At 68.6% G+C, this 24,303-nt stretch carries 26 protein-coding genes; 14 read left to right on the forward strand and 12 right to left on the reverse strand.

Annotation, left to right across the window (positions count from 1 at the left end; translation table 11 throughout):
- Nucleotides 1–50 precede the first annotated feature (50 nt).
- The 8 genes from BM162_RS05405 to BM162_RS05440 form a co-directional block, all read right to left on the reverse strand.
- Nucleotides 51–959, reverse strand: coding sequence for an HAD-IIA family hydrolase (locus tag BM162_RS05405; RefSeq protein WP_177215073.1), 909 nt, complete (start codon nucleotides 957–959; stop codon nucleotides 51–53).
- A gap of 120 nt (nucleotides 960–1,079) precedes the next feature.
- Nucleotides 1,080–1,970: a substrate-binding domain-containing protein gene (locus BM162_RS05410; protein ID WP_093418802.1), complete on the reverse strand. Its 891-nt coding sequence runs from the start codon at nucleotides 1,968–1,970 to the stop codon at nucleotides 1,080–1,082.
- Nucleotides 1,971–2,034: 64 nt separating this feature from the next.
- Nucleotides 2,035–2,853: an ABC transporter substrate-binding protein gene (locus BM162_RS05415; RefSeq protein WP_093418804.1), complete on the reverse strand. Its 819-nt coding sequence runs from the start codon at nucleotides 2,851–2,853 to the stop codon at nucleotides 2,035–2,037.
- Between the two features lie 33 nt (nucleotides 2,854–2,886).
- Nucleotides 2,887–3,651, reverse strand: a complete 765-nt coding sequence (locus BM162_RS05420) for an ATP-binding cassette domain-containing protein (protein ID WP_093418807.1) — start codon at nucleotides 3,649–3,651, stop codon at nucleotides 2,887–2,889.
- On the reverse strand, nucleotides 3,644–4,351 hold the full coding sequence (locus tag BM162_RS05425; protein WP_093418810.1) for an ABC transporter permease: 708 nt from the start codon (nucleotides 4,349–4,351) through the stop codon (nucleotides 3,644–3,646). Before BM162_RS05425 ends, BM162_RS05420 begins: the two co-directional genes overlap by 8 nt.
- A 208-nt stretch (nucleotides 4,352–4,559) precedes the next feature.
- Nucleotides 4,560–5,009: a DUF2383 domain-containing protein gene (locus BM162_RS05430; protein ID WP_093418812.1), complete on the reverse strand. Its 450-nt coding sequence runs from the start codon at nucleotides 5,007–5,009 to the stop codon at nucleotides 4,560–4,562.
- Between the two features lie 124 nt (nucleotides 5,010–5,133).
- Complete coding sequence (locus BM162_RS05435; RefSeq protein ID WP_093418815.1) at nucleotides 5,134–5,571, reverse strand: response regulator; 438 nt, start codon at nucleotides 5,569–5,571, stop codon at nucleotides 5,134–5,136.
- Nucleotides 5,565–6,629, reverse strand: a complete 1,065-nt coding sequence (locus BM162_RS05440) for a PAS domain-containing protein (protein WP_093418817.1) — start codon at nucleotides 6,627–6,629, stop codon at nucleotides 5,565–5,567. Before BM162_RS05440 ends, BM162_RS05435 begins: the two co-directional genes overlap by 7 nt.
- 158 nt (nucleotides 6,630–6,787) lie before the next feature.
- On the opposite strand from BM162_RS05440, the gene BM162_RS05445 reads away from it, so the two are divergent.
- The 11 genes from BM162_RS05445 (at nucleotide 6,788) to BM162_RS05495 (ending at nucleotide 17,140) form a co-directional block, all read left to right on the forward strand.
- Entirely contained in the window at nucleotides 6,788–7,414 is a 627-nt protein-coding gene (locus BM162_RS05445; RefSeq protein WP_093418820.1) for a hypothetical protein, read from the forward strand.
- Nucleotides 7,411–7,800 carry a tol-pal system-associated acyl-CoA thioesterase gene (gene ybgC, locus BM162_RS05450; RefSeq protein WP_093418823.1) on the forward strand — a complete coding sequence of 130 codons (390 nt, stop codon included), beginning with the start codon at nucleotides 7,411–7,413 and terminating at the stop codon, nucleotides 7,798–7,800. Before BM162_RS05445 ends, ybgC begins: the two co-directional genes overlap by 4 nt.
- A gap of 119 nt (nucleotides 7,801–7,919) precedes the next feature.
- A complete protein-coding gene (gene tolQ / locus BM162_RS05455; protein ID WP_093418826.1) occupies nucleotides 7,920–8,621 on the forward strand; it encodes a protein TolQ in 702 nt (233 codons plus the stop codon).
- Nucleotide 8,622: 1 nt separating this feature from the next.
- Nucleotides 8,623–9,096 carry a protein TolR gene (tolR, locus tag BM162_RS05460; RefSeq protein ID WP_093418828.1) on the forward strand — a complete coding sequence of 158 codons (474 nt, stop codon included), beginning with the start codon at nucleotides 8,623–8,625 and terminating at the stop codon, nucleotides 9,094–9,096.
- Between the two features lie 9 nt (nucleotides 9,097–9,105).
- Nucleotides 9,106–10,278: a cell envelope integrity protein TolA gene (gene tolA / locus BM162_RS05465; RefSeq protein WP_093418831.1), complete on the forward strand. Its 1,173-nt coding sequence runs from the start codon at nucleotides 9,106–9,108 to the stop codon at nucleotides 10,276–10,278.
- A gap of 106 nt (nucleotides 10,279–10,384) precedes the next feature.
- The gene (tolB, locus tag BM162_RS05470; protein WP_093418834.1) at nucleotides 10,385–11,716 is read left to right on the forward strand and encodes a Tol-Pal system beta propeller repeat protein TolB; all 1,332 of its coding nucleotides are present in this window, start codon (nucleotides 10,385–10,387) and stop codon (nucleotides 11,714–11,716) included.
- Nucleotides 11,717–11,795: 79 nt separating this feature from the next.
- Nucleotides 11,796–12,329 carry a peptidoglycan-associated lipoprotein Pal gene (gene pal / locus BM162_RS05475; RefSeq protein WP_093418836.1) on the forward strand — a complete coding sequence of 178 codons (534 nt, stop codon included), beginning with the start codon at nucleotides 11,796–11,798 and terminating at the stop codon, nucleotides 12,327–12,329.
- A gap of 7 nt (nucleotides 12,330–12,336) precedes the next feature.
- Nucleotides 12,337–13,158: a tol-pal system protein YbgF gene (ybgF, locus tag BM162_RS05480; RefSeq protein ID WP_093418839.1), complete on the forward strand. Its 822-nt coding sequence runs from the start codon at nucleotides 12,337–12,339 to the stop codon at nucleotides 13,156–13,158.
- Complete coding sequence (gene tilS, locus BM162_RS05485) at nucleotides 13,155–14,402, forward strand: tRNA lysidine(34) synthetase TilS (RefSeq protein ID WP_093418841.1); 1,248 nt, start codon at nucleotides 13,155–13,157, stop codon at nucleotides 14,400–14,402. The genes ybgF and tilS overlap by 4 nt, the downstream gene beginning before the upstream one ends.
- Before the next feature lie 75 nt (nucleotides 14,403–14,477).
- Entirely contained in the window at nucleotides 14,478–16,397 is a 1,920-nt protein-coding gene (ftsH, locus tag BM162_RS05490; protein WP_093418844.1) for an ATP-dependent zinc metalloprotease FtsH, read from the forward strand.
- A gap of 128 nt (nucleotides 16,398–16,525) precedes the next feature.
- Entirely contained in the window at nucleotides 16,526–17,140 is a 615-nt protein-coding gene (locus BM162_RS05495) for an MOSC domain-containing protein (RefSeq protein ID WP_093418848.1), read from the forward strand.
- Between the two features lie 21 nt (nucleotides 17,141–17,161).
- On the opposite strand, the gene BM162_RS05500 is transcribed toward BM162_RS05495, so the two are convergent.
- Nucleotides 17,162–17,986 carry an EF-hand domain-containing protein gene (locus BM162_RS05500; RefSeq protein WP_093418851.1) on the reverse strand — a complete coding sequence of 275 codons (825 nt, stop codon included), beginning with the start codon at nucleotides 17,984–17,986 and terminating at the stop codon, nucleotides 17,162–17,164.
- 388 nt (nucleotides 17,987–18,374) lie between these two features.
- Here BM162_RS05500 and BM162_RS05505 point away from each other — a divergent pair, with 388 nt between their 5' ends.
- Complete coding sequence (locus tag BM162_RS05505) at nucleotides 18,375–20,051, forward strand: formate--tetrahydrofolate ligase (protein WP_093418853.1); 1,677 nt, start codon at nucleotides 18,375–18,377, stop codon at nucleotides 20,049–20,051.
- A gap of 59 nt (nucleotides 20,052–20,110) precedes the next feature.
- Entirely contained in the window at nucleotides 20,111–21,004 is an 894-nt protein-coding gene (gene folD / locus BM162_RS05510) for a bifunctional methylenetetrahydrofolate dehydrogenase/methenyltetrahydrofolate cyclohydrolase FolD (protein ID WP_093418856.1), read from the forward strand.
- 3 nt (nucleotides 21,005–21,007) lie between these two features.
- On the opposite strand, the gene BM162_RS05515 is transcribed toward folD, so the two are convergent.
- Both BM162_RS05515 and BM162_RS05520 read right to left on the reverse strand, forming a co-directional pair.
- The gene (locus BM162_RS05515) at nucleotides 21,008–21,541 is read right to left on the reverse strand and encodes a DsrE family protein (RefSeq protein WP_093418860.1); all 534 of its coding nucleotides are present in this window, start codon (nucleotides 21,539–21,541) and stop codon (nucleotides 21,008–21,010) included.
- A 247-nt stretch (nucleotides 21,542–21,788) separates the two neighbouring features.
- Nucleotides 21,789–22,139 carry an ArsR/SmtB family transcription factor gene (locus BM162_RS05520; RefSeq protein ID WP_007803330.1) on the reverse strand — a complete coding sequence of 117 codons (351 nt, stop codon included), beginning with the start codon at nucleotides 22,137–22,139 and terminating at the stop codon, nucleotides 21,789–21,791.
- 63 nt (nucleotides 22,140–22,202) lie between these two features.
- On the opposite strand from BM162_RS05520, the gene BM162_RS05525 reads away from it, so the two are divergent.
- A complete protein-coding gene (locus tag BM162_RS05525; protein WP_007803328.1) occupies nucleotides 22,203–23,054 on the forward strand; it encodes a cation diffusion facilitator family transporter in 852 nt (283 codons plus the stop codon).
- A gap of 97 nt (nucleotides 23,055–23,151) precedes the next feature.
- On the opposite strand, the gene BM162_RS05530 is transcribed toward BM162_RS05525, so the two are convergent.
- Nucleotides 23,152–24,177 carry an IS1595 family transposase gene (locus BM162_RS05530; protein WP_093418863.1) on the reverse strand — a complete coding sequence of 342 codons (1,026 nt, stop codon included), beginning with the start codon at nucleotides 24,175–24,177 and terminating at the stop codon, nucleotides 23,152–23,154.
- Nucleotides 24,178–24,303: the final 126 nt, after the last annotated feature.

The following is a 24,303-nucleotide window of genomic DNA, read 5'->3' on the forward strand; positions in this document are numbered from 1 at the left end:
CTTTTGGCGCTCTTCCTTTGTCGGGACGCGCGCTCGTCTGGCCCCGTGCCTCAGATTCGCGGGATCACGAAGTCCGGCATGATGTCCGCCCGCTCCGCCGCGACGTCGATATCCGCCCCCTTGAGCGAGCCGAAGTCGGTGACGAGCGCGGTGGCGAAGCCCATGGCGCGGCCGCCGAGGATGTCGGTGTGCAGCGTGTCACCCACCATCAGAACGCGCGCCGGGTCGGGGCGGGGGGAGAGGCGGTCGAGGGCGAGCCTGAACACGTCGCGAAAGGGCTTGCCGAAGAAGTCGGGCACCACGCCCGTGCGGTCGGCGAGGCGATGGGCGAAGTGGCCGGGTTCACGCGACAGCCCGTCCTCGCGCGGGGCGACGATGTCGGGATTGCCCACGAGCACCGGGCGCGGGCGGGCTGCGAGAGTCGCCTCCAGCATCTCCTGCCGGGCGTCGCTCCAGCCGTCAGAGCCGATGAGCAGGAATCCCTCCGCCGCCTCGTACTCCGCCGGGTCGTCGGCGAGGAAGCGGGCGTCGAGCGTCTCGAACTCCTCGAGCCCGTTGGCCGGGTTCAGCATCAGGCCCCAGCGGCGCGGACCCTCCTGCGACAGGCGGCGCAGCAGCGCCTCGCGGCTGGTAACGACCTCTTCCGGCGCGAAGTCGAAGCCAAGCCGTGCATACCGCTGCATCATCAGCCGCTTCGGGTACCCGGCGGAGTTCGACACCACCATCACCCGCTTGCCGGCGGCACGCAGGGCCGCGATGCGCTCGGGCGCGCCGGGTACCGGCGTCTCGCCCACGTTGAGCACGCCATAGGCGTCCAGCATCACCACGTCGAACTCCCGTGCCGCCTCGCCCAGGTCGGCGGCGGTGGCATAGGTCGCACCGAACGCTGCCTCGGGCAGCCGCGCGCGGACCGCGACGTAGGATTTGAAGGCCTGTACCGACTCCTGCGTTTGCGCCACCTGTTGTCCTTTCTGCAATTCCCGCAGGGGCTTGTGACGCAGCGGGAGGGAAAGATCCAGCAGGCGCGGGCGCGCGGAGGCCGGGGACGATGAGGGCAGCAGCGTGACGGTGACGCGGGGCTAGGCGTTCCAGCGCACCTCGCCCAGGGACGAGACGTCGTAGCCCGCCGTATTGGCGGCGCGGTCGCGGAACTCGTCGGTGCGGCAGAAGGCGAGGAAGGCCTGCACCGGCGGCTCGAACCACGCGCGGCGGTCGATCAGGAGGTCGAAGCGTTCCTCGACGACCGGCGCGAATCCCAGGCCGAAAAGCCGCGCCAGCGCCTCGAGTCCGAAGGCCGCGTCGGCGTCGCCCTGGGCCACGGCCAGCACGGCGTCGTGTTCGCTGCGGGCGATTTCGGCCAGCGTGATGTCGTCGGACGAAAGGCCCGCCGCGGCCAGCCGCTCGCGGAACAGCGTTTCGGTCCCCGACTCGGGTTGGCGCGGGACGACACGGCGGCCGCGCAGGTCGGAGATGCCGGCGATGGTGTCCTCTTCCGCCCGGATCACCAGCCCCCGCCGGCGCGTGGCCCAGCCCACGAGCACCGCGTTCTCGCCTGCGCAGTCGGCAGCGACGCGGGGAGTGTTCCACTCGCCCGTGGTGGCGTCGTGGATGTGCAGGCCGGCGGCCACGCCTTCGCCCGCGCGGAAGCGGGTCAGGCCGTCGAGGCTGCCGTCGAAATAGGTGGCGAGCCCGCAGCGCGACTGGCGCAGGGCCCATTCGAGGAGGGGGTCATGGCTGCCCAGGAACACGCCGGGCTGGTCCGCGCGCTCGGCCACCGGGCCGCCGCTGCTGGCTTGCGCGATCCAGGCGCGGATCTCGCGCTCTGGGAACAGAAGCTTACCGGTTGCGCGCGAACAGGGCACCTCGCCCGAAGCGGCGAGGTCGTAGACCTTGCGCTCCTTGATCCGCAGAAGCTCGGCCAGTTCGCGGACGGTCAGGTATTCGGGCGGGCGTGTCTGGGTGTCGGTCATGCATCCTCCGCCGCGCATCATCTGCGACTGAGGGCGGGGCGGCAAGGGCCGCCCAGCGGGCGCGTCAGGCGCCGGCGTTGGGGAAAAAGAGCTGCTGGCCGTCGACCTCGTAGGCGCCGATGGCCTCCTGGCCTTCGTCCGACAGCAGCCAGTCGATGAAGGTCTGCCCGGCCGCGGCGTTCACGCTGGGGCACTGCTCGGGGTTTACGAGGATCACGCCGTACTGGTTGAACAGATCCTCGTCGCCTTCGACCAGAATGTCGAAGTCGCCCTTGTTCTCGAAGCTGATCCAGGTGGCGCGGTCGGTCATGACATAGGCGCCCATGCCGACGCCGGCATTGAGCGTCGCGCCCATGCCCGAGCCGGTTTCGCGGTACCACTCGCCCGAAGCGGCGGTGGGGTCCACGCCGGTGTCGGACCAAAGCGACATCTCTTTCTTGTGCGTGCCCGAGTCGTCCCCGCGCGAGGCGAAGGGCGCGCCGCTTCCGGCGATCTGCTCGAGCGCGGCCTGCGCGTCCTCCATGCCCGCGACGCCGGCGGGGTCGCTTTCGGGCCCGACGAGGAGGAAGTCGTTGTACATCAGGTCGAAGCGCTCGACGCCCATGCCGTCTGCGACGAACTGCTCTTCGGACGGCTTGGCGTGGACCAGCAGCACGTCGCCGTCGCAGTTGCGCGCATTCTGGATCGCCTGCCCGGTACCCACGGCGACGACGTTGACGTCGATGCCCGTCTCTTCCTCGAACATCGGGAGGAGGTGGTCGTAGAGACCCGAATTGGCCGTCGAAGTCGTGGACTGCACGATGATCGCGTCGTCCTGCGCGACGGCCGCTCCGGCGGCCAGGAGGGCGGCGAGGGTCGCGCTGCCGAGTAGCTTCACTGTCATCGGGATCTCCCTTTTACTTGTTATGGGTGCGCCTCAGACGACGATGCGTCCGGCGAGGTAGTCGCGGGCGGCGGCGCTGGCCGGGTCCGCGAAGAAGTCGTCGGCCCGCCGATGCTCGGCCACGCGGCCGCGGTGGATGAACACCACGTCGTCGGCGAGCCGCTTTGCCTGGCCCACATCGTGTGTGACGAAGACGATGCGCGTGCCGCCGCCGCGGGCGGTGCGCACGATCTCTTCGATCTTGAGGACCGAGGCGGGGTCGAGGCTGGCGGTCGGCTCGTCGAGGAACAGAACCTCGGGCTCGGTTGCCAAGGCCCGGGCGAGGGCGAGGCGCTGCTGTTCGCCACCCGACAGCAGGCGCGCAGGTTGGCCCGCGTGGCCCAGAAGACCCACGTGGTCGAGCAGGGCGTCGCGGCGCGCCCTGTCGCGGCGACTGCGGGCGCGCAGCACGAAGTCGATGTTCGCGGCGACCGAGCGGCGCAGCAGGACCGGCTTCTGAAAGACCATCGCCTGCCGCCGCACGATCGCCGGGGACAGCGGGTGGCCGCCCCACTCGATGCGCCCGGCCGTGGGCGGGGTCAGGCCGTGGAGCAGCTTCAGAAGCAGGCTCTTGCCCGCGCCGTTCGGCCCCATGATCATCGTCGTGCGTCCGGCGGCGAGGGTCAGGTCGATGCCGTCGATCAGCGTCCGGCCGCCGACCTCGAGCGTCAGGCCGCGCGCGGCCAGCGGCATGAGCGGCGCGGGGCCCGCGCGTTCGGCCGTGCGGGCCGGGGCGCCGGTAAGGATCGCCTCAGGCATAGGCCTGCCTCGTCGCGGTCATCCGCAGCCCCTGCACCAGCGCGTTCACCCCCAGCGCGATCACCATCAGCACGATGCCCAGGGCCAGCGCCAGCGGCAGGTCGCCCTTCGACGTCTCCAGCGCGATGGCGGTGGTCATCACCCGCGTCAGATGGTCGATGTTGCCGCCGACGATGATGACCGCCCCGACCTCGGCCACCGCGCGGCCGAAGCCGGCGAGCCCGACGGTCAGCAGCGAATACCGCGCGTCCCACACCAGCGCGCCCACGGTCTGGGTCCGGCTCAGGCAGAGCGAGCGGAACTGCTCGGCGTATTCACCGTGCAGATCCTCGAGCACCTGGCGTGACAGGGCGGCGACGATTGGCGTGATCAGGATCGTCTGAGCGATGATCATCGCCGTCGGCGTGTAGAGCAGGCCCAGAAAGCCCAGCGGTCCCGCGCGCGAGAGGTGGAGGTACACGATCAGGCCGACCACGACCGGCGGCAGGCCCATCAGCGCGTTGACCACGATGAGCGCGGCGTTGCGGCCGGGAAAGCGGCTGATGGCCAGCAACGCGCCCAGCGGCAGGCCGAGGGCGCAGGCGACGAGCGTGGCGGACAGGCTGACGCGGAGCGAAAGGCCCACGATCTCGAGCAGGTCGCCGTCGCCCGACAGGACGAGTGAAAGCGCCAGCGCGAGAGCTTGTCCGATGGCTTGCAAAATTTCCGCCCCAGCCTTTGGTGTCGGAAATCATGCTATGAGGAGCGGTCGCGCGGCGCAAGCGCTGTATTTGCAGGCGCAGGGGCTCCGCAGCGCCTGTGATCGCGGGATGGTCGGCAGGCTGCGGAGTGCACTGAAGTGCAATATGGTGTAAAATTTCCGGAGATGATGGCGCGCGGCCCGGCGAAGAAGGCCGGGCCGCCGGGCCTCACATGCTTTCCGCGGTGCGTTCCATCCACGCGCGGTGGCGCTGTTCGTCGGCCAGGGCCTTTTCGAAGAATGCCTTCGAGGCCGGCACCGCGTCCTGGTGGTTGGCGGCGCGTTCATAGGCGGTGACGGTGTCGTCCTCGTTGGTCTTCATCGCCTTGAGCACGGCGCCGTCGCCCATCATGTCGGCCAGCGTGACCTTGCCGGTGGTCATCATCTGCTTGGCGTCGCCGTCGGCCGGGGCCTCGGCGCCGGCCTCGCGCGCCATGGTCTGCAGCGTGTCGAGGTGCTGGAGGTGATCGCCGCGGAAGTCGCGGATCGTGTCGGCCAGCGTCGGGTTGTCGAGCTTCTCGATACAGGTGTCGTACGCCGCGATGGCGTCGCGTTCGAGCAGGATCAGGTTGGTCACCAGATCCCTGATGTCGCTTTCGCGTCCTACGGTCGTGACCATGTGGCTGTCTCCCGTGTTTCGGGCCGCCGGACCAGCCCGGCGGCTTCGATAAACAGAGCGTCACGGGACGCGGCGCAGTTCCGGCCCGGCGGAAATGTGATGAGCGGCCGCGGGTGCGGGTTCCTCAGGCCTCGGCGGTTGCGCGCGCCTTGCGTAGCTCCGCCGAGAGTGCCGCGATGACCTCTTCCGGGGCGCTGGGCTTGCGGACCAGCGGGGCCGTGAAGGCCGCCACCACTTCGCCCTGCCGTTCCGGGTCGCCCGAATGCAGGATGAACGGAACGCCGTCGGCGTGCAGAACCTCGGCCACGGGCACGCAGTTGTCGTGCCGGCCCAGCGTGACGTCGAGCACTGCGCCGTCGTAGCGGTTGGCGCGCGCCAGTGCGAGCGCCCGGCCCAGGCTCACCGCGTGATCCACGCGCGCGCCTGCGTCTTCGAGGAAGTCGGAGACGTCCATCGCGATCAGCACCTCGTCCTCGACCAGGAGAAGGCGCGTGTCTTTCAATGCCCCGGGGGCGGTCGCGTGTTCGTCCATCGTCTCGCTTTCGTGGTGGTGTTTCAGCACTGCAGCGGCAGCTCGATCTCGGCGGTCAGGCCCGCCGTGTCCCAGCGGCGCCGGATGACGCCGCCTGCCGCGCGCAGCATTCTCGTCGTGATCTCGGATCCCGCGCCCAGGCGCTCGGGGTCGCCGTGCAGGGGCGGGCCTCCGCGCTCGGTCCAGGTCAGGCGGAGCAGGGGTTGATCCTGCCCGTCTGCGCGGCACATGCGCCACGACAGCGCAACGCGCCCCCGTTTGGACGACAGCGCCCCGTGCTTGACGGCGTTGGTCGCCAGCTCGTGCAGGGTGAGCGCAAGGATCGAGACGCTGTTCGAATCGAGCTGCACCGCCCCGCCGTCGAGGTCGAGCGCGCGGGGATCCGACGTGTAGGGGCCGACGAGTTCACGGAACATCTGCGTGGGATCGACGCGGCCTTGCTGGAAGGAAAGCTGCAGCGTAGCCTCGTGTGCCCGGCCGAGCGCCCGGATACGCTCGTTGATGTCGCGGCCCAGGGCCGGCTCGGTCGACGTCTTGCCCAGCATGTTCACGATCGAGCTGATGACCGCGAACATGTTCTTCATGCGGTGGCTGATCTCGCGCTCCATCAGCCGCGCGTGACGTTCCTCGCTGCGCGCGGCATGCACGTCGGTAACGTCCCACTGCGAGCCGAAGATGTACCGCAGCGTTCCGTCCTCGTGGTAGATCGGCCCGATATGGACGGCATTCCAGAACGCAGCGCCGTTCTTGCGATAGTTCAGCAGTTCGACCACGACGACGTCGTTGTCGCGCACGGCGCGGCCCAGCCGGGCAACCGCCTCTGGATCGGTGCCGGGGCCCTGCAGGAAGCGGCAGTTGCGGCCCAGGATCTCGTCCTCGTCGTAGCCAGTGAGTTCCAGGAACGCGCGGTTGACGAAGACGAGGGGGTGATCCGGGTCGTGCGGGTCCGACAGCGTGACGGCCATGCGCGTCTGCGCCATCGCTTGTTCGAACAGCACGCCGGATGCGCCGGGAAACGCGGTCCCCGCGTTGTCGCCGCTGTGCTCGACCGTGCGGCCCGCCTGGTTGTGAAGCTTCTGCTCAGTCATTCGTTTCGATGAAGATAAGCCAATTTTTAGCGGAGCAAGGGCTGCCCGAACCCTCACGTAACGTCCACTGTTCCCCGCCTTTCAGTGACGCGCGGCGACCGCTCGTGTCGCCGCCGCCACGGCTTGCGCGCGGCGGCGAGTGTGGCTAGGCCGGGGCCATGACGGCAGACGAGATAGAACAGCTCTTCACCCGCTCGGACGGGCGCTATGCCTTCGCCCGCTGGGGTCGCCCCGTGGCGCCGGTGGTTTTCGGCGTCGAGGACGAGACGCTGCGCACCGTGAAGGGTGCAATCGAGGCCGTCGCGCGGCTGACCGGCCGCGACGTGGCCGAGACCGACCCCGAGCTGGGCGCGAACTTCATGGTCTTCTTCTGCCGGGACTGGGCCGAGCTGCCCGGGGTGCCCAACCTCGACCGGCTGATCCCGGACCTGGGCGCGCTGGTGCCGCGGCTCGAACAGGCCGACGCCAACCAGTACCGCGTCTTCCGCTTCGACGAGCGTGGCGCGATCCGGGCCTGCTTCGTCTTCCTGCGCATGGACGCGCACCTGAGCGAGATGCCGGCCGAGACGCTGGCGCTGAGCCAAGTGGTGCAGTCGGCGCTTCTGTGGTCCGACACCGCCTTCCGCGACCGCTCGCCGCTTGCCGTGACGGCGGGGGGCGCGACGATCCTGCGGCCCGAGATCGGGGCGCTGGTGCAGGCGGCCTACGACCCGGTGATGCCTGACGCGGCGGATGACCCGGCGCATGCGCTCCGGCTGGCGCCGCGAGTGGAGCGGTTGCGGTGAGCCACACGTTCTCCGTCCGCGTCTACTACGAGGATACCGACCTCGCCGGGATCGTCTACTACGCCAACTACCTGAAATTCATCGAACGTGCGCGGACCGAGTGGGTGCGCGAGCTGGGCGTCGACCAGGCAAGGCTGAAGGCGGAGGAGGGGATCGTGTTCGCCGTCCGGCGGGTCGAGGCGGATTACCTGTCGCCCGCGAAGTTCGACGACAAGCTCGACATCGTCACCACGCTCGAAGAGCTGCGGCCGGCCCGCGTGGTGCTGCGGCAGGAGGTGCGGCGCGCCGACGTGACGCTGTTCTCGTCCCGGGTCACGCTGGTGGTGCTGACGGCCGAGGGACGGCCGGCGCGGCTGCCGGCCGATTTCCGCCGACGGGTGGGGTGAGGCAGGGCGGCGGTTCGCGTTGACGCTGTTGTGTTGGCGTGACCCCTACTTTCCGGCTAGACTCCCGCGTAATGACGCCGGGCGGAATCCGGCCGCGGATTGAGAAGAGCAGGCAATCGATGGAAACCGAAACACTCGTGCTGGCGCAGGAGATGGATTTCTCCATGTGGGCGCTGTTCGCCCGCGCCACCGTGACCGTGAAACTGGTCATGCTGATCCTGATCCTGGCCTCGGTGTGGTCCTGGGCGATCATCATCCAGAAGCACCTGACCTTCGCCCGCGCCCGGCGCGAGGCACGGCGCTTCGACCGCGCCTTCTGGTCCGGCGAGCCGCTGGACGAGCTTTACCAGAAGCTCGGCCCCAACCCCTCGGGCCGGGCCGAGGCGGTGTTCGCCTCGGGCATGGTCGAGTGGGAGCGCAGCCACAGGCAGGACGGCGCGCTGATCCCCGGCGCGCAGGCGCGCATCGAGCGGTCGATGGACGTGGCCATCGCCAAGGAATCCGAAGAGCTGGAGCGCGGCCTGCCGCTTCTGGCCACCGTGGGCTCGACGGCGCCGTTCATCGGCCTTTTCGGCACGGTCTGGGGTATCATGCACGCCTTCATCGAGATCGCGGAGGCGCAGAACACCAACCTCGCCGTCGTCGCCCCCGGCATCGCCGAGGCGCTGCTGGCCACCGGTCTGGGCCTTCTGGCGGCCATCCCGGCGGTGATCTTCTACAACAAGCTCAGCGCCGACCAGGCCCGCATCGTGGGCGGCTACGAGGCCTTCGCCGACGAGTTCTCGACCATCCTGTCCCGTCAGCTCGACACGGCGGCCTGACATGGGGGCAGGCGTCATCAAGAGCGACAGCGCAGGAGGAGGCCGCCGCCGGCGCCGCCGCCGGGCGCAGCCGATGGCCGAGATCAACGTCACGCCCTTCGTCGACGTGATGCTGGTGCTGCTGATCATCTTCATGGTCGCCGCGCCGCTTCTGACCGTGGGCGTGCCGGTGGAGCTGCCGCAGACCTCGGCGCAGGCGCTGCCGACCGAGCAGGAGGAGCCGCTGACCGTCACGCTCACCGCCGACGGCCGCGTCCTGCTGATGGCGAACGAGACGGAGTCCGAGAACCTGATCGGGCAGCTTCGCGCCATCGCGGCCGAGCGTGCGTCGAACAAGGTCTACCTGCGCGCCGACGGGACGATCCCGTACGAGCGGGTCGTGCAGGTGATGGGCGCGCTCAACAACGGCGGGTTCAGCGATATCGGGCTCGTCACCGACACGGGCGGGCCGCGTTTCGACGGGCAGGACGGGTAAGGCCGCACCTTGCGCACGGGCTGGTACATATCGGGGGCGGGTCACCTGGCCCTCATCCTGTTCGCCCTCTTCGGCGGCTGGTTCACGCGCGAGCCGCTGCCGCCGCCGCAGGCGACCGAGGTCTCGATCCTGTCGGAAGAGGAGTTCGCCGCGCTGACCCGGCCCGAGCAGGCGCCCGAGGTCACCGCCGCCGCGCCCGAGGCGCTTGCCCCGGCCGAGACCGACGCGCCGCCTGCCGCGCCCGCACCCGACGAGGCGCCGCAGACGCCCGACGCGCCCGAGGCGCAGGCCCCCGACACGCCGGACGCGGCGCCCGAGCCACTGGCCCCGCTGGCCCCGCAGGCCGAGGTGGCCGACGCGCCGCCCGACGTCCCCGCGCCGCCGCCGGTCGAGGACGCGCCGTCGACGAACCTTCAGCCGGCCCCGCGCGCCGCGCCGCGCGTGGCCCCGCAGGCCGCACCACCCCCGCCGCCCGAGGCCGAAATCGCGCCCGAGGTCGTCGAGACGACGACGCCTGATCCGCAGGAGCCCGCCGAGCAGGTGGTCGAGGAAGAGACACCGACCGCCCCCGAGGAGGCGACGACCGAGATCGTGACCGAGGCCGAGGCACCGCCCGCGGCGCCCGAGGCCTCGCCGCGCCCGCGCAACCGTCCGTCGCGCCCGACGCAGATGGCCGAGGCCCCGCGCACCCCCGCGCAAACGAACGTGGCGCAGTCCGAGCCGGAACAAGAGCCCGAGCCGGAGCCGCAGCCAGAAGAGCCCGAGACCGTGGACACCGCCGCCGTCTCGGACGCGCTGGCCGAGGCGTTGGGCTCGTCGCGCACCGACGCCGCCCCGGCGGTAGGCGAAGTGCCGGCCGGGCCGCCCCTGACCTCGGGCGAGAAGGATTCGCTGCGCGTCGCCGTCCAGCAGTGCTGGGTCGTCGACGTGGGCTCCGAGTCGGCGGGCGTGACCGTCACCATCGGGTTCGAGCTGGAACCGACGGGCCGCGTCGTGTCGGATTCGCTGCGCATGGTCGAGGCCGAGGGCGGCACCGATTCGGCGACTCGCACCGCCTTCGAGGCCGGCCGTCGCGCTATCCTGCGCTGCCAGAGCGACGGCTATGATCTGCCGCAGGAAAAGTACGCCCAGTGGCGCGAGGTCGAGATCACCTTCAACCCCGACCAGATGCGGGTCCGGTGACGATGGCTTGGCGCGCAGGTCACGGCGAATTCAGCTCCGGCCGTGCCGCAAGGGGTGGCCGCGCCGCCGAAAATCGACATCCTGTCCGGAGCAAATCGAGGAACAGATGAAACTTATCCGTCTGCTGACCCTGGCGCTCGCCGCCCTGACGCTCGCCCTTCCCGCCGCCGCGCAGCAAGGCGACGGCCCGCTCCGGATCGAGATCACGGAAGGTGTGATCGAGCCGCTGCCCTTCGCCATCCCGACCTTCGAGGCCGAGAATGAAGCCGCGCAGGAGTGGGCGCAGCGGATCACGCAGGTGGTGGCCGACGACCTGACCGGCACCGGCCTGTTCCGCCAGATCCCGCGCGACGCCTTCATCGAGAACGTCACCGAGTTCTCGCCAAACGTGCAGTACGCCAACTGGAAGGCCATCAACGCGCAGGCGCTGATCACCGGCGCGGTCTCGGTCACGCCGGACGGCCAGCTCAACGTCAAGTTCCGCCTGTTCGACGTGTTCTCCGAGCGTCCCCTGGGCGACGGGCTCCAGTTCGGGGGCACCACGAACAGCTGGCGGCGCATCGCGCACAAGGTGGCCGACGCCGTCTATTCCCGCATCACGGGCGAGTCGGGCTATTTCGACAGCCGCGTGGTCTTCGTCTCCGAGCGGGGGCCGAAGAACGACCGCCTCAAGCGGTTGGCGGTGATGGATTACGACGGCGCGAACCTGCAGTACCTCACCGACGGCGCAGACCTCGTGCTCGCCCCGCGCTTTTCGCCCGACGGCGAGCGGGTGCTTTATACCAGCTACGAGACGGGCTTTCCGCAGATCTACGAGCTCAACGTCGGCACCGTGACCCGCACGCCGCTGCCCGTCCCGGCCGAGGCGATGAGCTTCGCGCCGCGCTACGCGCCGGACGGCCGCACGATCATCTTCTCGCTCGCGCAGGGCGGCAACACCGACATCTACCGCCTGCGTCCCGGCGCCGGGCAGCCCGAGCGGCTGACCACCGCGCCCTCGATCGAGACGGCGCCCAGCTTCTCGCCCGACGGCAGCCAGATCGTGTTCGAAAGCGACCGTTCGGGCACGCCGCAGCTTTACGTCATGCCCGCCAGCGGCGGCGAGGCGCAGCGCATCAGCTTCGGCCCCGGCCGCTATGGCACGCCGGTCTGGTCGCCGCGCGGCGATCTCATCGCGTTCACCAAGCAGAACGCGGGCCGTTTCCACATCGGAGTCATGCGCACCGACGGCTCGGAGGAACGGCTGCTGACCGCGAGCTTCCTGGACGAGGGCCCGACCTGGGCGCCCAACGGCCGCGTACTGATGTTCACCCGCGAAACCGCCGGGGCGGCGGGTGAGCCGGCGTTGTATTCGGTCGACATCTCGGGGCGGAACCTGCGCCGCGTGCCGACCGACGGCGCGGCGTCGGACCCGGCCTGGTCGCCCCTCCTGCCTTGACAGGTGCCGTTTGCATGCCGTTAAGGCAGTGGTAAGCTCCGCCCGAAACGGGCAGCCAGAACAGCAACAGGACATCTCGATGACACATCTCGGCAAGGCGCTGATGCTTACCGTCGCTCTGGGCCTAGGCGCCTGCACCAGCGCCGACCGGTTCGGTCCCGGCGCGGGCGGTGCAGGCGCCGGCGCGGGCGGCCTCTATGGTCCCGGCGCGGGCGGCGACATTTCGCAATCGGCGCTCGACCCGGCCTCCCCGGCGTACTTCCAGGAGACGATCGGCGACCGCGTGCTCTTCTTGGTCGACCAGTCCTCGCTGACGGGCGAGGCGCAGGCGACGCTGGCGCAGCAGGCGCAGTGGCTCCAGCGCAACCCCGAGTACACCGCGATCATCGAGGGCCACGCCGACGAGCAGGGCACCCGGGAATACAACCTCGCGCTCGGCGAGCGCCGGGCCAATGCCGCGCGCGATTACCTCGTCTCGCAGGGCGTGTCCGCGGGCCGTCTGCGCACGGTAAGCTACGGCAAGGAGCGCCCGATCGAGATCTGCTCGGACGAGGCGTGCTATCGCCAGAACCGCCGCGCCGTGACGGTCGTGGCCTCCGGGCTGACCAGCTGATCCGGTCATGTTGCGCACCTTTGCCCTGATCGCCGCCCTCGCGCTCGTTCCCGCGCCCGTCCTGGCGCAGGACCGCGAGAGCACGCTTGCCGACATCCGCCAGGAGCTGTCGATCCTCTATGTCGAGGTGCAGCGCCTCAAGCGCGAGCTTTCGACCACCGGCACGCCCGACGTGAACATCACCGGCACGTCGGCGCTCGAACGTATTGCCGCGATGGAGTCCGAGCTTCAGCGCCTGACCTCGCTGAGCGAGGAACTGGAGTTCCGGATCGACCGCGTGGTCGAGGACGGCACCAACCGCATCGGCGACCTCGAGTTCCGGCTCTGCGAGCTCGAGGCCGACTGCGATATCGGCAGCCTGGGAGACACGCCGTCGCTGGGCGGCGTCGAAATCGATGTGCCCGCCATGCCCGCGCCGCAGATTGACGAGGGCGGCGCGCAGCTCGCCGTGGGCGAGCGGGCGGACTTCGAGGCGGCGAAGGCCGCGTTTGACGCCGGCAATTTCCAGCAGGCCGCCGACGCCTTCGCGGCGTTCGCCGAGACCTATACCGGCGGGCCGCTGACCGGCGCGGCGCATTACTGGCGGGGCGAGGCGCTGTCTGAACTGGGCCGCACCTCGGACGCGGCGCGCGCCTATCTTGAGTCGTTCTCGGGCTCGCCCACGGGCGAGATGGCGCCGCGCGCGCTGCTGAACCTGGGTCTGAAGCTCGACCAGCTGGGCCAGACGGCGGATGCCTGCGCCACGCTGGGCGAGGTCACGGGCCGCTTCCCCGAGTCGGAAGCCTCGATCGAGGCGCAGACCGCGCGGGCCGACCTCGGCTGCTCGTGAGCGGCCGGCCGCGGCTCGACGCCCCGGCGCTCGACCATCTCAACGCCGAGCGGGCCGCTGGTCGCCCGCTCGGCGTCGCCGTTTCGGGGGGCAGTGACTCCACGGCGCTGCTTCTTCTTCTGTCCGACATCTTCGGCGCGGACGCGCTGCGCGCCGTCACCGTGGATCACGGATTGAGGTCCGAGGCGGCCGACGAGGCCCGCGCCGTCTCCCGCCTGTGCGCGGCGCGCGACATCCCGCACGATACGCTCAGGTGGGAAGGCTGGACGGGGCAGGGCAACCTGCAGGACCAGGCCCGGCGCGCGCGCTACGGTCTGCTGACCGACTGGGCGGCGGGGCAGGGCGTGGCGGCGGTGGCGCTCGGCCACACGCAGGACGACAATGCCGAAACCTTCGTGATGGGGCTGGCCCGCGGCGCCGGGCTGGACGGGCTGACCGGCATGCGCCCTGGGTTCCGGCGCGACGGCGTGACCTTCCTGCGCCCGCTGCTCGGCACAAGGCGCGAGGCGCTGCGCGAGTATTTGCGCGGGCAGGGCGTGGGGTGGTGCGACGACCCGTCAAACGAGGACCCGGCCTATGACCGTGTGCGCGTGCGGCGTGCGCTCGCGACGCTCGAGGAGCTGGGCATCGGCGCCGCGCACCTGTCGCGCTCCATCGCCAACTTGCGCGACACTCGGGCGGCGCTCGCGCGGACGCTGGCGGACTGGGCACGGGTGCACGTGGCGCAGGATCGCGGAGACCTGCTGATCGACGCCGGCGGGCTCGGCGGGCTTCCGCCGGACATGGCGCGGCGACTGCTGAACGCGGCTCTGCGGTGGGTGTCGGGCGCGGATTATCCACCGCGGGCCGAAAGCGTCATGCAGATCGTCACCTCCCCCTCGGTCGATCGCACGCTGCACGGCTGCCTGTTGCGCGGGGATGGCGCGCGGCTGCGCATCTCGCGCGAGCCCGAGGCGGCGAAACGGGCGGGCAGCGTTGCCACGACGGCCCTGTGGGACGGGCGTTGGCGGCTCGACGGGCCGCATGCGCCCGAGCTGGATGTCTCGGCGTTGACCGAGGCCGACCTGCCGCTTTGCCCGGACTGGCGCGACACCGGCCTGCCGCGCGCGAGCCTCGCGGCCTCTCCGGCGGTCCGGCGCGGCGGCGAACTGGTGGCGGCGCCGCTGGCAGGTTTACGCGACGGATGGTCCGCAGAGCTGGCGAACGGGCGCGACGATTTCGCCGCCGCGGGCTTCTCTCATTGAAGATACCGGCCCGATCCTTATCTTGTGTGCAAACGGTCGGGCCGGGTGCCCCACCGCACACATGAGGAGATTTCCTTGGGCAACGCGAGAAATATCGCCTTCTGGGTGGTCCTGTTTCTGCTGATCCTGGCGCTGTTCAACCTGTTCTCGGGCGGGCAGTCGACCATGTCCTCGCGCTCGATCAGCTATTCCGAGTTCGTGGAGGCGGTCGAGGACGGCGAAGTGTCGTCGGTCACGCTCGACGGCGAGCGGGTGCTGTTCCGCGGCGAAGGCGGACAGGAATATTCGACCATCCGCCCCGAAGGCGCCGACATCACGGACCGGCTGATCGACCAGGGCGTGACCGTGAACGCCAAGCCGCAGGAGCAGTCGGGCTTCACCACGGTGCTCATGACCTTCCTGCCGTTCCTTCTGCTGATCGGCGTCTGGATCTATTTCATGAACCGGATGCAGGGCGGCGGACGCGGCGGCGCCATGGGCTTCGGCAAGTCCAAGGCCAAGCTGCTGACGGAAAAGCAGGGCCGTGTGACCTTCGACGACGTGGCCGGCATCGACGAGGCGAAGGACGACCTGGAAGAGATCGTCGAGTTCCTGCGCAACCCGCAGAAGTTCTCGCGCCTGGGCGGCAAGATCCCGAAGGGCGCGCTGCTGGTGGGCCCTCCGGGCACCGGTAAGACCCTGCTTGCGCGCGCTGTCGCGGGCGAGGCGGGCGTGCCGTTCTTCACTATATCGGGCTCGGACTTTGTCGAGATGTTCGTGGGCGTCGGCGCCAGCCGCGTGCGCGACATGTTCGAGCAGGCCAAGAAGAACGCCCCCTGTATCGTCTTCATCGACGAGATCGACGCCGTGGGCCGGTCGCGTGGCGTGGGCTACGGCGGCGGCAACGACGAGCGCGAGCAGACGCTGAACCAGCTTCTGGTCGAGATGGACGGCTTCGAGGCGAACGAGGGCATCATTATCGTAGCGGCGACCAACCGTCCCGACGTGCTGGACCCCGCGCTGCTGCGTCCGGGCCGCTTCGACCGCCAAGTGCAGGTGCCCAACCCCGACATCAAGGGGCGTGAGAAGATCCTCGGCGTCCATGCCCGCAAGGTGCCGCTGGGCCCCGACGTGGACCTGCGCATCATCGCGCGCGGCACGCCCGGCTTCTCCGGCGCAGACCTCGCCAACCTCGTGAACGAGGCGGCGCTGATGGCCGCCCGCGTGGGCCGTCGCTTCGTGACGATGGAGGATTTCGAGAACGCCAAGGACAAGGTCATGATGGGGGCCGAGCGGCGCTCGATGGTCATGACCGAGGACGAGAAGAAGCTGACCGCCTATCACGAGGCCGGTCATGCCATCGTCGGTCTGAACGTCCCGCAGCACGATCCGGTCCACAAGGCGACGATCATCCCGCGCGGCCGCGCGCTCGGCCTGGTGCTGTCGCTGCCCGAGCGTGACCAGCTTTCGGTGACCTATACCAAGTACAAGTCCAAGATCGCCATGGCGATGGGCGGCAAGGTGGCCGAGGAACTGGTGTTCGGGAAAGAGAACGTGACCTCGGGCGCGGCCTCGGACATCCAGCAGGTGACCAAGATCGCCCGCGCGATGGTCACGCAGTTCGGTTTCTCGGACGAACTCGGCAACATCGACTACGCCAACGAAGAGCAGTCGTACCTCGGCACCTACTCGCGCGGGGGCAACATCTCGCCCGAGACGCAGGAGAAGATTGACGCCGAAGTGCGCAAGATCGTCGAGGAGGGCTACGAGACCGCCAAGCGCATCCTCACCGAGAAGTCGGATGAGCATCACCGCCTGGCGCAGGGCCTGCTGGAATACGAGACGCTCACCGGCAACGAGATCCTGAAGGTCATCGCCGGCGAGGCGCTGAATCGCGGCGACGACGACGACAACATGCCGTCGCCGGGCGACAAGCCGTCGATCACGGCGATCCCGAAGACCTCGAAGCCGAAGGGGAAGCCCGACGGCGGCGGACTGGAGCCGGAGCCGACCTGACCCGGTCCACACACACTTGGAAAAGCCCCGGAGCCCCGCTCCGGGGCTTTTTCTTGGACGGCACCCGCGACTCTTGTGCCGCGCGCATCCGCCGCTATCGTCGGGCGCGAGCCGAAGGAAAACCCGCCATGCCTGCCCTCGTCCCCACCGACCACGTCGCCTCCATCACCTGGCTCGGCCGCGTGCCGCATCGCGAGCGGGCCGAGATCGAGTGCGAGCCGCTGCGCGAGATGCCCCTGACCTTCGCCGGCACGGCGGGCGAAACCCATGCCGGCCTCACGCGCCCCTCCTGTTCGCGCGTGCTGGCCCTTTACGAGCGGGGGACCGAGATCAGGAACACCCGCCAGTTGTCCCTCATCAGCGCCGAGGAACTGGCCGGGATTGCCGCCGATCTGGGGCTCGACGAGCTGGACCCGGCGTGGCTGGGGGCGTCGGTGGTGGTCGAGGGGATCCTCGACTTCAGCCACCTGCCGCCCGCTTCGCGCCTGCAAGGCCCGGACGGGACGACCCTTACGGTTGACGTGCAGAACGGCCCCTGCCAGTTCCCCGCCAAGACGATCGACGCCGCGCGCCCCGGCTACGGCAAGCGCTTCAAGCCAGTGGCCGAAGGACGGCGCGGCGTCACTGCCTGGGTCGAGCGCGAGGGCACGCTGCGGGTGGGCGAGGCGCTCAGGCTCTTCGTGCCCGAGCAGCGGGCCTGGCAGCCCGAGATGCAAAGGCCGCCCGCGATGCGGACGGCCTGACAGGTCGATCGGAGCCGTGCCTCAGAACGGCTGTTCGAACCGGTAAAACACCACCGGCGCTCCGACCTCGGCTGCGGCGGCGCTTCGCGCGTCGCCGTCCGACGCCTCGGGGTCTTGCGAATCGGCCATGGTATCGGCCTCCACGCCCCAGGCCTCGGCCTGATCCAGCGCCTCGTACGTGCGCACCTCGCCCCACTTGGCGTACTCCTCGGAACTGATGCCGCCCGAGGCGTCCTCGTCCAGCGTCTCGAAGTCGCGGCTCAGGGTGCGGCTGATGTCGGTGTCCACGACTGCCGTGTCGACATACTCTTCCTCGGTCAGCACCTCGTCGCGGTTGTCGTCCAGCCGCACGAACAGCAGCCTGGCGCGTGCCGCCAGTTCGTCGGCGCCCATGCCCGCCGACTCGGCGCCCTCGGGCAGGAAGACGAACAGCGGGTAGTCGTCGGGTGTCATGTCGCCGGTCACCTGCTCGATGCGCGTGGTCGTCGCGGCACGGTACTCCGCCGCCGTCACGCGCCCGTCGTCGTCGATGTCCATGTCGGCGAAGCTGTCAGGCGTACGGGGGTTGTAGGCCTCGTTCTGCTGCGCGGCCTGCATGCGGCAGTCGGAATACTCCGACTTCAGCACGGTGCCGTCCTCGTCCGCGTCCAGCGCAGCGAACTCGCGGCGCTGCATCTCGGCCACCTCGTCGCGGTCGAGGTTGCCGTCATTGTCGAGGTCGGCAAGCTCGAACCCGGCTTGGCAGAAGCCTTGGGCCGCCGTCTCCGGCATGTGCTGCTCCGCCAATGCCGGGACGGTGCCCAGCGTGAGGGCAAGGGCGAGAGCCGATGTCGTGGCGCGTGTCATGTCGCTCCTCCGTTCATGTCGCCGCCGCGCGGGGCGGCTGAGGCGGTCTGTTCGGAAAACACGGGCGGCGGCGGGCCTGTTCCGGCCGCGCCGCCGCCCCGCCTGCACTGCTCCGCCTCAGATGAGGAGAAGCGCCGACAGGCTGACGCCCACCAGGAATCCGGCGTGGATGGCAAGTGTTGCGCTTTTCATCGTGACTCTCCCGTCATGTTGCGTCCCCAACGCGCATGCCTGTGGATCGTTTCGTGGAAAGGTGGAAAAGCCTGCCTGACGTCCCGCCCTCGCCGGGACGCATCCGGTGGCGGATGCGTCGCAATTTCCCTCACGCGACCCGCCCCTTCCGCGTTACGAGAGGGCAGGGATCACCGGCGCGAGAGGGAGGAGCCACGTGGCACACAAGACGGACATCGAGATCGCGCGGGAGGCCGACAAGCGCCCGATCCAGCAGATCGGCGAGCGGCTGGGCATTCCATCCGAGCACCTGCTGCCCTACGGCCACGACAAGGCGAAGGTCAGCCAGGACTTCATCGACAGCGTGCAGGACCGCCCGCAGGGCAAGCTGATCCTCGTCACCGCGATCAACCCGACGCCCGCGGGCGAGGGCAAGACCACCACGACCGTGGGGCTGGGCGACGGGCTCAACGCCATCGGCAAGAACGCGGCCATCTGCATCCGCGAGGCCTCTCTGGGGCCCAACTTCGGGATGAAGGGGGGCGCGGCCGGCGGCGGATATGCGCAGATCGTGCCGATGGAGGACATGAACCTTCACTTCACCGGCGATTTCCACGCGATCACCAGCGCCCACAACCTGCTGTCGGCGATGATCGACAACCACATCTACTGGGGCAACGAACAGGAGATCGACGTCCGCCGCGTCGTCTGGCGGCGGGTGATGGACATGAACGACCGCGCGCTCCGGCAGGTCGTCACCTCGCTCGGCGGCGTCGCCAACGGCTTTCCGGCCGAAAACGGCTTCGACATCACCGTGGCGTCCGAGGTCATGGCGATCCTGTGCCTGGCCAAGGACCTCAAGGATCTCGAACGCCGGCTGGGCGACATGATCGTGGCCTACCGGCGCGACAAGTCACCCGTCTTCGCCCGCGATATCAAGGCCGACGGCGCGATGACGGTGCTTCTGAAGGACGCGATGCAGCCCAACCTCGTCCAGACGCTCGAGAACAACCCCGCCTTCGTCCACGGCGGCCCCTTCGCCAACATCGCGCACGGTTGCAACTCGGTCATCGCCACGACCACCGCGCTTCGGCTGGCGGATTACGTGGTGACCGAGGCCGGCTTCGGCGCCGACCTCGGGGCCGAGAAGTTCATGGACATCAAGTGCCGCAAGGCGGGTCTGTCGCCGGCCTGCGTGGTGCTGGTCGCCACGGTGCGCGCGATGAAGATGAACGGCGGCGTGGCGAAAGACGACCTGGGCACCGAGAACGTGGCCGCGGTGAAGTCTGGCTGCGCCAACCTCGGGCGGCATATCGAGAACCTCAAGACCTTCGGCGTGCCGGTCGTGGTGGCCATCAACCACTTCGCCGGCGACACGGACGCCGAGATCGCGCAGGTGCAGGAATTCGTCACCAGCCAGGGCAGCGAAGCGTTCGTCTGCAAGCATTGGGCGCAGGGCAGCGCTGGGATCGAGCCGCTCGCCACCCGCGTGGCCGAGATCGCGGATTCGGGCCGCGCCAACTTCGCCCCGCTCTACGGCGACGACATGAGTCTGTTCGACAAGATCGACACCATCGCCCGGCGCATCTATCGCGCCGACGAAATCCTGGCCGACCAGAAGGTGCGCGACCAGCTGCGCGAGTGGGAGGCGCAGGGCTACGGCAACCTGCCCGTCTGCATGGCGAAGACGCAGTACTCGTTCACCACCGATCCCAGCCGCCGCGGTGCGCCCACCGGTCACTCGGTTCCCATCCGCGAGGTACGGCTGTCGGCGGGGGCGGGCTTCGTCGTGGTGATCTGCGGCGAGATCATGACCATGCCCGGCCTGCCGCGCCGCCCGTCAGCCGAGGCGATCCGGCTGAACGAGGCGGGGCAGATCGAAGGGTTGTTCTGACGGGGCCGACCGTACATTTATGGCCTGAAAATGCACATGTTGTACAACCCGAGGACGCCATGACCGCCACCATCATCGACGGCAAAGCTTACGCGGCGACGATACGAGAGAAGGTGGCGGCCCATGTCGCACGCCTGAAGGACGAGATGGACATCACCCCCGGCCTCGCCGTGGTGCTGGTGGGCGAGGACCCGGCAAGCCAGGTCTATGTCCGCTCGAAGGGGCGCATGACGGTCGAAGCCGGGATGCAGAGCTTCGAGCACCGCCTGGCCGAGGACACGGAGGAGCAGGAACTGCTCGGCCTGATCCAGCACCTCAACGCCGACCCGCAGGTGCACGGCATACTCGTGCAACTCCCGTTGCCCGCGCACATGAACTCGGACCTCGTCATCAACGCGGTGGACCCCACGAAGGACGTGGACGGCTTCCATATCTTGAACGTGGGCCGCGTGGCGACGGGGCAGGCGGCGATGGTGCCCTGCACGCCGCTGGGCTGCCTGATGCTGTTGCGCCAGCAGCTCGGCTCGCTCGAGGGGAAGGAGGCCGTGGTGATCGGCCGCTCGAACATCGTCGGCAAACCCATGGCGCAGCTTTTGCTGGGCGACAGCGCGACGGTGACGGTGGCGCATTCCCGTACGCAGAACCTGCCCGAGGTGGTCCGCCGCGCCGACATCGTCGTGGCCGCCGTGGGTCGGCCCGGCATGGTCACGGGCGACTGGATCAAGCCCGGCGCGACGGTGATCGACGTGGGCATCAACCGGGTCGACGCCGGCGGCGGCAAGACGCGGCTGGTGGGCGACTGCGACTTCGATAGCGTGTCCGAGGTCGCCGGCGCGATCACGCCGGTGCCGGGCGGCGTGGGCCCGATGACCATCGCCTGCCTGCTGGCCAACACCCTGACGGCGGCCTGCCGCACCCACGGCCTGCCCGAGCCCGAGGGCCTGACCGCCTGAGGCTCAGGGCATCAGCGCGTAACCCCGAAGCTGGAGGTCGGCGAGCGTCGTCATAGCCGACACCGACACGTCCACCGGGTCGAGCACGTCGTCCGGCGTGAAGCCGGACGCGGTCAGCGACTGCCCGCAGACCACCACGTCGACGCCGTAGCGTTCCAGCGCGATGATGAGACCCTCGTTCGGGTTGTCCGTGCCGTAGCGCGCCCGGTAGGCGGCGTCGGTGACGATCGCCGGGGTCGCGGCGGCGTGCAGCACGGCGACGAGGTCGGAATCCGAAGGCTCCATCTGCGACTGCGCCAGCAGGTTCACGAAGCGCCCCACGAGCGCGAGGTCGCGGCTCACCCGCTCGTCGCCGGGAGCGGCGTCGCGAATGTCGAAGACGACGCTGTAGGGCTCGCCCGAGGGACGCTCGGCGGTCGTGCCGGGAAGCTCGACGACGGGCCCGTAGGGGACGGCGGGGTACTGCCAGTCGGCGTCCTGCGCGGCGGCGGGCGCCGCGAGGCAGGTGAAGATCGAAGCGATCAGGACGGGTCTCATGCGGGGCTCCTCCGGTTGACGCTACGGAAATCAACCGGAGGTGCGCGCGGCGGTTCCGCCGCAACTTCCTTAGAAGGAAGTTGTCAAAACTCTTATGAAAAGTTTCCCTATTATCCACGAGAAAAAGCAGCAGCCGTAGAGGCTCGCAAATGGCAGCTTCGCGGACAAAGGGTGCATTCGCTGCGGATGCGCAGATGGCTGCTTCAGGTTTGGCGCACCGATAGGACATTGCAGCAGGTCGCGCCGGTTAGTCCGTATAGCTTTGGCAGGCATCAACTCCGTTGGCTGTCGAGGCAAGTAGCTGATCTGCATCACGGATGAGATCGGCGACCCGCCTGTCCGCCAGACGATACCGAACGAAGCGGCCTTTGCTGCGGCGACTGACCAGCCCGCATTCCAGCAGACAGCGCAGATGGTTCGAGACGTTGGGCTGACCCAAACCCGTATGCCCGACGATTTCCTGCACGTTGCGTTCGTCCGACACCAGCGCATCGAGGATCGTCAGACGGCTGGGATCGCTTAGGCCCCGGAAGAGCTTTGCCCGCAGTTCCAGTGTATCGGGTGCCGAAAGATCGTCTTGAATGTTTTGCGCTGTCATATCATTATCCACTGATACGTTAGCAGCGTACCTTTTCGCCCGCCACCACAAAAAGGATCGCACATGAGCCAGCCCGATAACAGCAAGTTGGCGACAGCCTCCTCCCCGATCCGAATGCGGGTGCAAGGCATGGACTGCGCGAAAGATGCCGCCGAGATCGAGCGCGCGGCCCGGTCTGCGGGCGTGGCCGAAGGCGACGTGAAAGTGTCCGCCGCCACCCACATCATGACATTGCGGATCGCGGACGGCGATCTGCCGAAAGTGCGGCCCGCGCTCGACGCGACCGGCTACGGTTTCGAGAAGATCGAGGACGGCGATACATCGTCCGATCCGGCCTACAAGGACCCGAGCTATCGCCGCGCGCTCTGGATCGTGGTCGCGCTCAATCTCGGATACGGCGTGGTCGAAATGTTCGGCGGGTTCCTGTCCGGTTCGCAGGCGCTGAAGGCAGACGCGCTCGATTTTCTGGGCGATGGTGCGATCACGTTTCTGGGCCTGCTCGCCATCGGCTGGAGCCTGACATGGCGGGCGCGGTCGGCGATGATCCAAGGCGTGTTTCTGGGCCTTCTGGGCCTTGGCGTTGTCGGCAGCACGCTCTGGCGTGTCCTCAACCAGACCACGCCAGAAGCCGGGTTGATGGGAGCCTTCGCGGTAGGTGCGCTGATCGTAAACATCCTCGCGGTGCTGCCGCTGCTAAAGCACCGCAAGGGTGATGCCAATATGCGAGCCGTCTGGCTGTTCTCTCGCAACGACGCCATCGGCAACCTCGCCGTGGTCATCGCCGCCGGGCTGGTCGCGTGGCTTGGCAGTGCATGGCCCGACCTGATCGTCGCGTTCGCGATCGCGGGGCTTTTCCTGCATTCGTCGTGGATGATCATCCGCGATGCCCGGAGTGACTTGGTGGAAGCTGACTAACTCCATCATGGTGCGACGCGCCGGACGAAAGCCGACATTCGCGCGCCCCGCAGCATCGGTGAGTCTGGGCTCTGAGCGGACCTTTGCAGTGACGGGGTCATGGCCACCGAAGACCCCACGACGGCGTGCGTCTCATCTGGCGGCCGACGGCTCCGCAGAGCAGGCCCCGCATCTGGTCCACAACCGGGATTGGCTTCCATACTGTCGTGGTCTCAGCAGTTGAGAGGCCCGATGAAGACTTCCGTTTCCGCACTTTGCTCTCCGGGGTCCTGTGGTTCCACCGCCAGATGATCTCGTCCAGGTATCGCTGTAGGTGCTTCCGTCCGAGACGGTGATACACGCCGATCAGAGCGCGCTGGACGACCGCATTTACGGCCTCCACAGTGTTGATGTGCGCCCCGGTCTTCGTGTTCGCATACTGGCGCTTGTTGTGCTGGATTGTATGGTGGCTGGAAAAAGATGCCCCGATCTTTCCGTAACTTGGGTTCTTGTCGGTGATGAGCGCCGAGGTCGAATCGATCCAACCCTCGATGATGGGCTTCATGGTGCGCCCTTGAGCATTCGGTATGAGCACGGCTCGAGCCTGACCGTTTCTCGCCGCAGCAACGAGCGCGATCGGTTTGCCTGTTCCTCGTCCTCGCTTGTTCTTGACGCCGTGGCGGAACTTCGGCTTGCCGCCGACGAAGGCCTCGTCGACCTCGACCACTCCCGTCAGTCGACCGGCAATGCCCTGCCGATCATCCATCATCTCGCGGATCGCATGGCCAAGCTTCCACGCGGTCTTCTGGTTCACGCCCAAAAAGCGCGCCATCACGACCGAAGAGATGCCTTTGGAGGAGGTCAGCACGAGGAACATTGCGGCGATCCAGATCCGGAGATCCAGCTTCGTCGCGTGGAGCGGCGTCCTCGTGGTGACAGTGAACTGGCTGCGGCATTCCCTCTCGACGCACTGATACAGCCCGGGGCGCATGGATGCCCCGCGCAACGGGCGCGAACTCAAGCTGCCGCAATGTGGACAGAACCGATCATCGCCCCAGATGGCGTTCTCGAGGAAGAGCCGCGCGTGACGTTCGGTCGGCATCTTCTTCCAGACATCGCGGACGGACTTCAGTTCGGTGATCATGGAGTGGCCTCGCTTCAGGGGAACCCAGAAGATTGGCTGATTTCTCCTAACCGGAAGTGGCTACGTTCTGGCGAAGCTGGGACCTTCGCAAGGCAAGCAGGCTGAGCATTTTCGGGAGCCTTGCTT

This window comes from Tranquillimonas alkanivorans (genome assembly GCF_900115595.1).
GTDB lineage: Bacteria > Pseudomonadota > Alphaproteobacteria > Rhodobacterales > Rhodobacteraceae > Tranquillimonas > Tranquillimonas alkanivorans.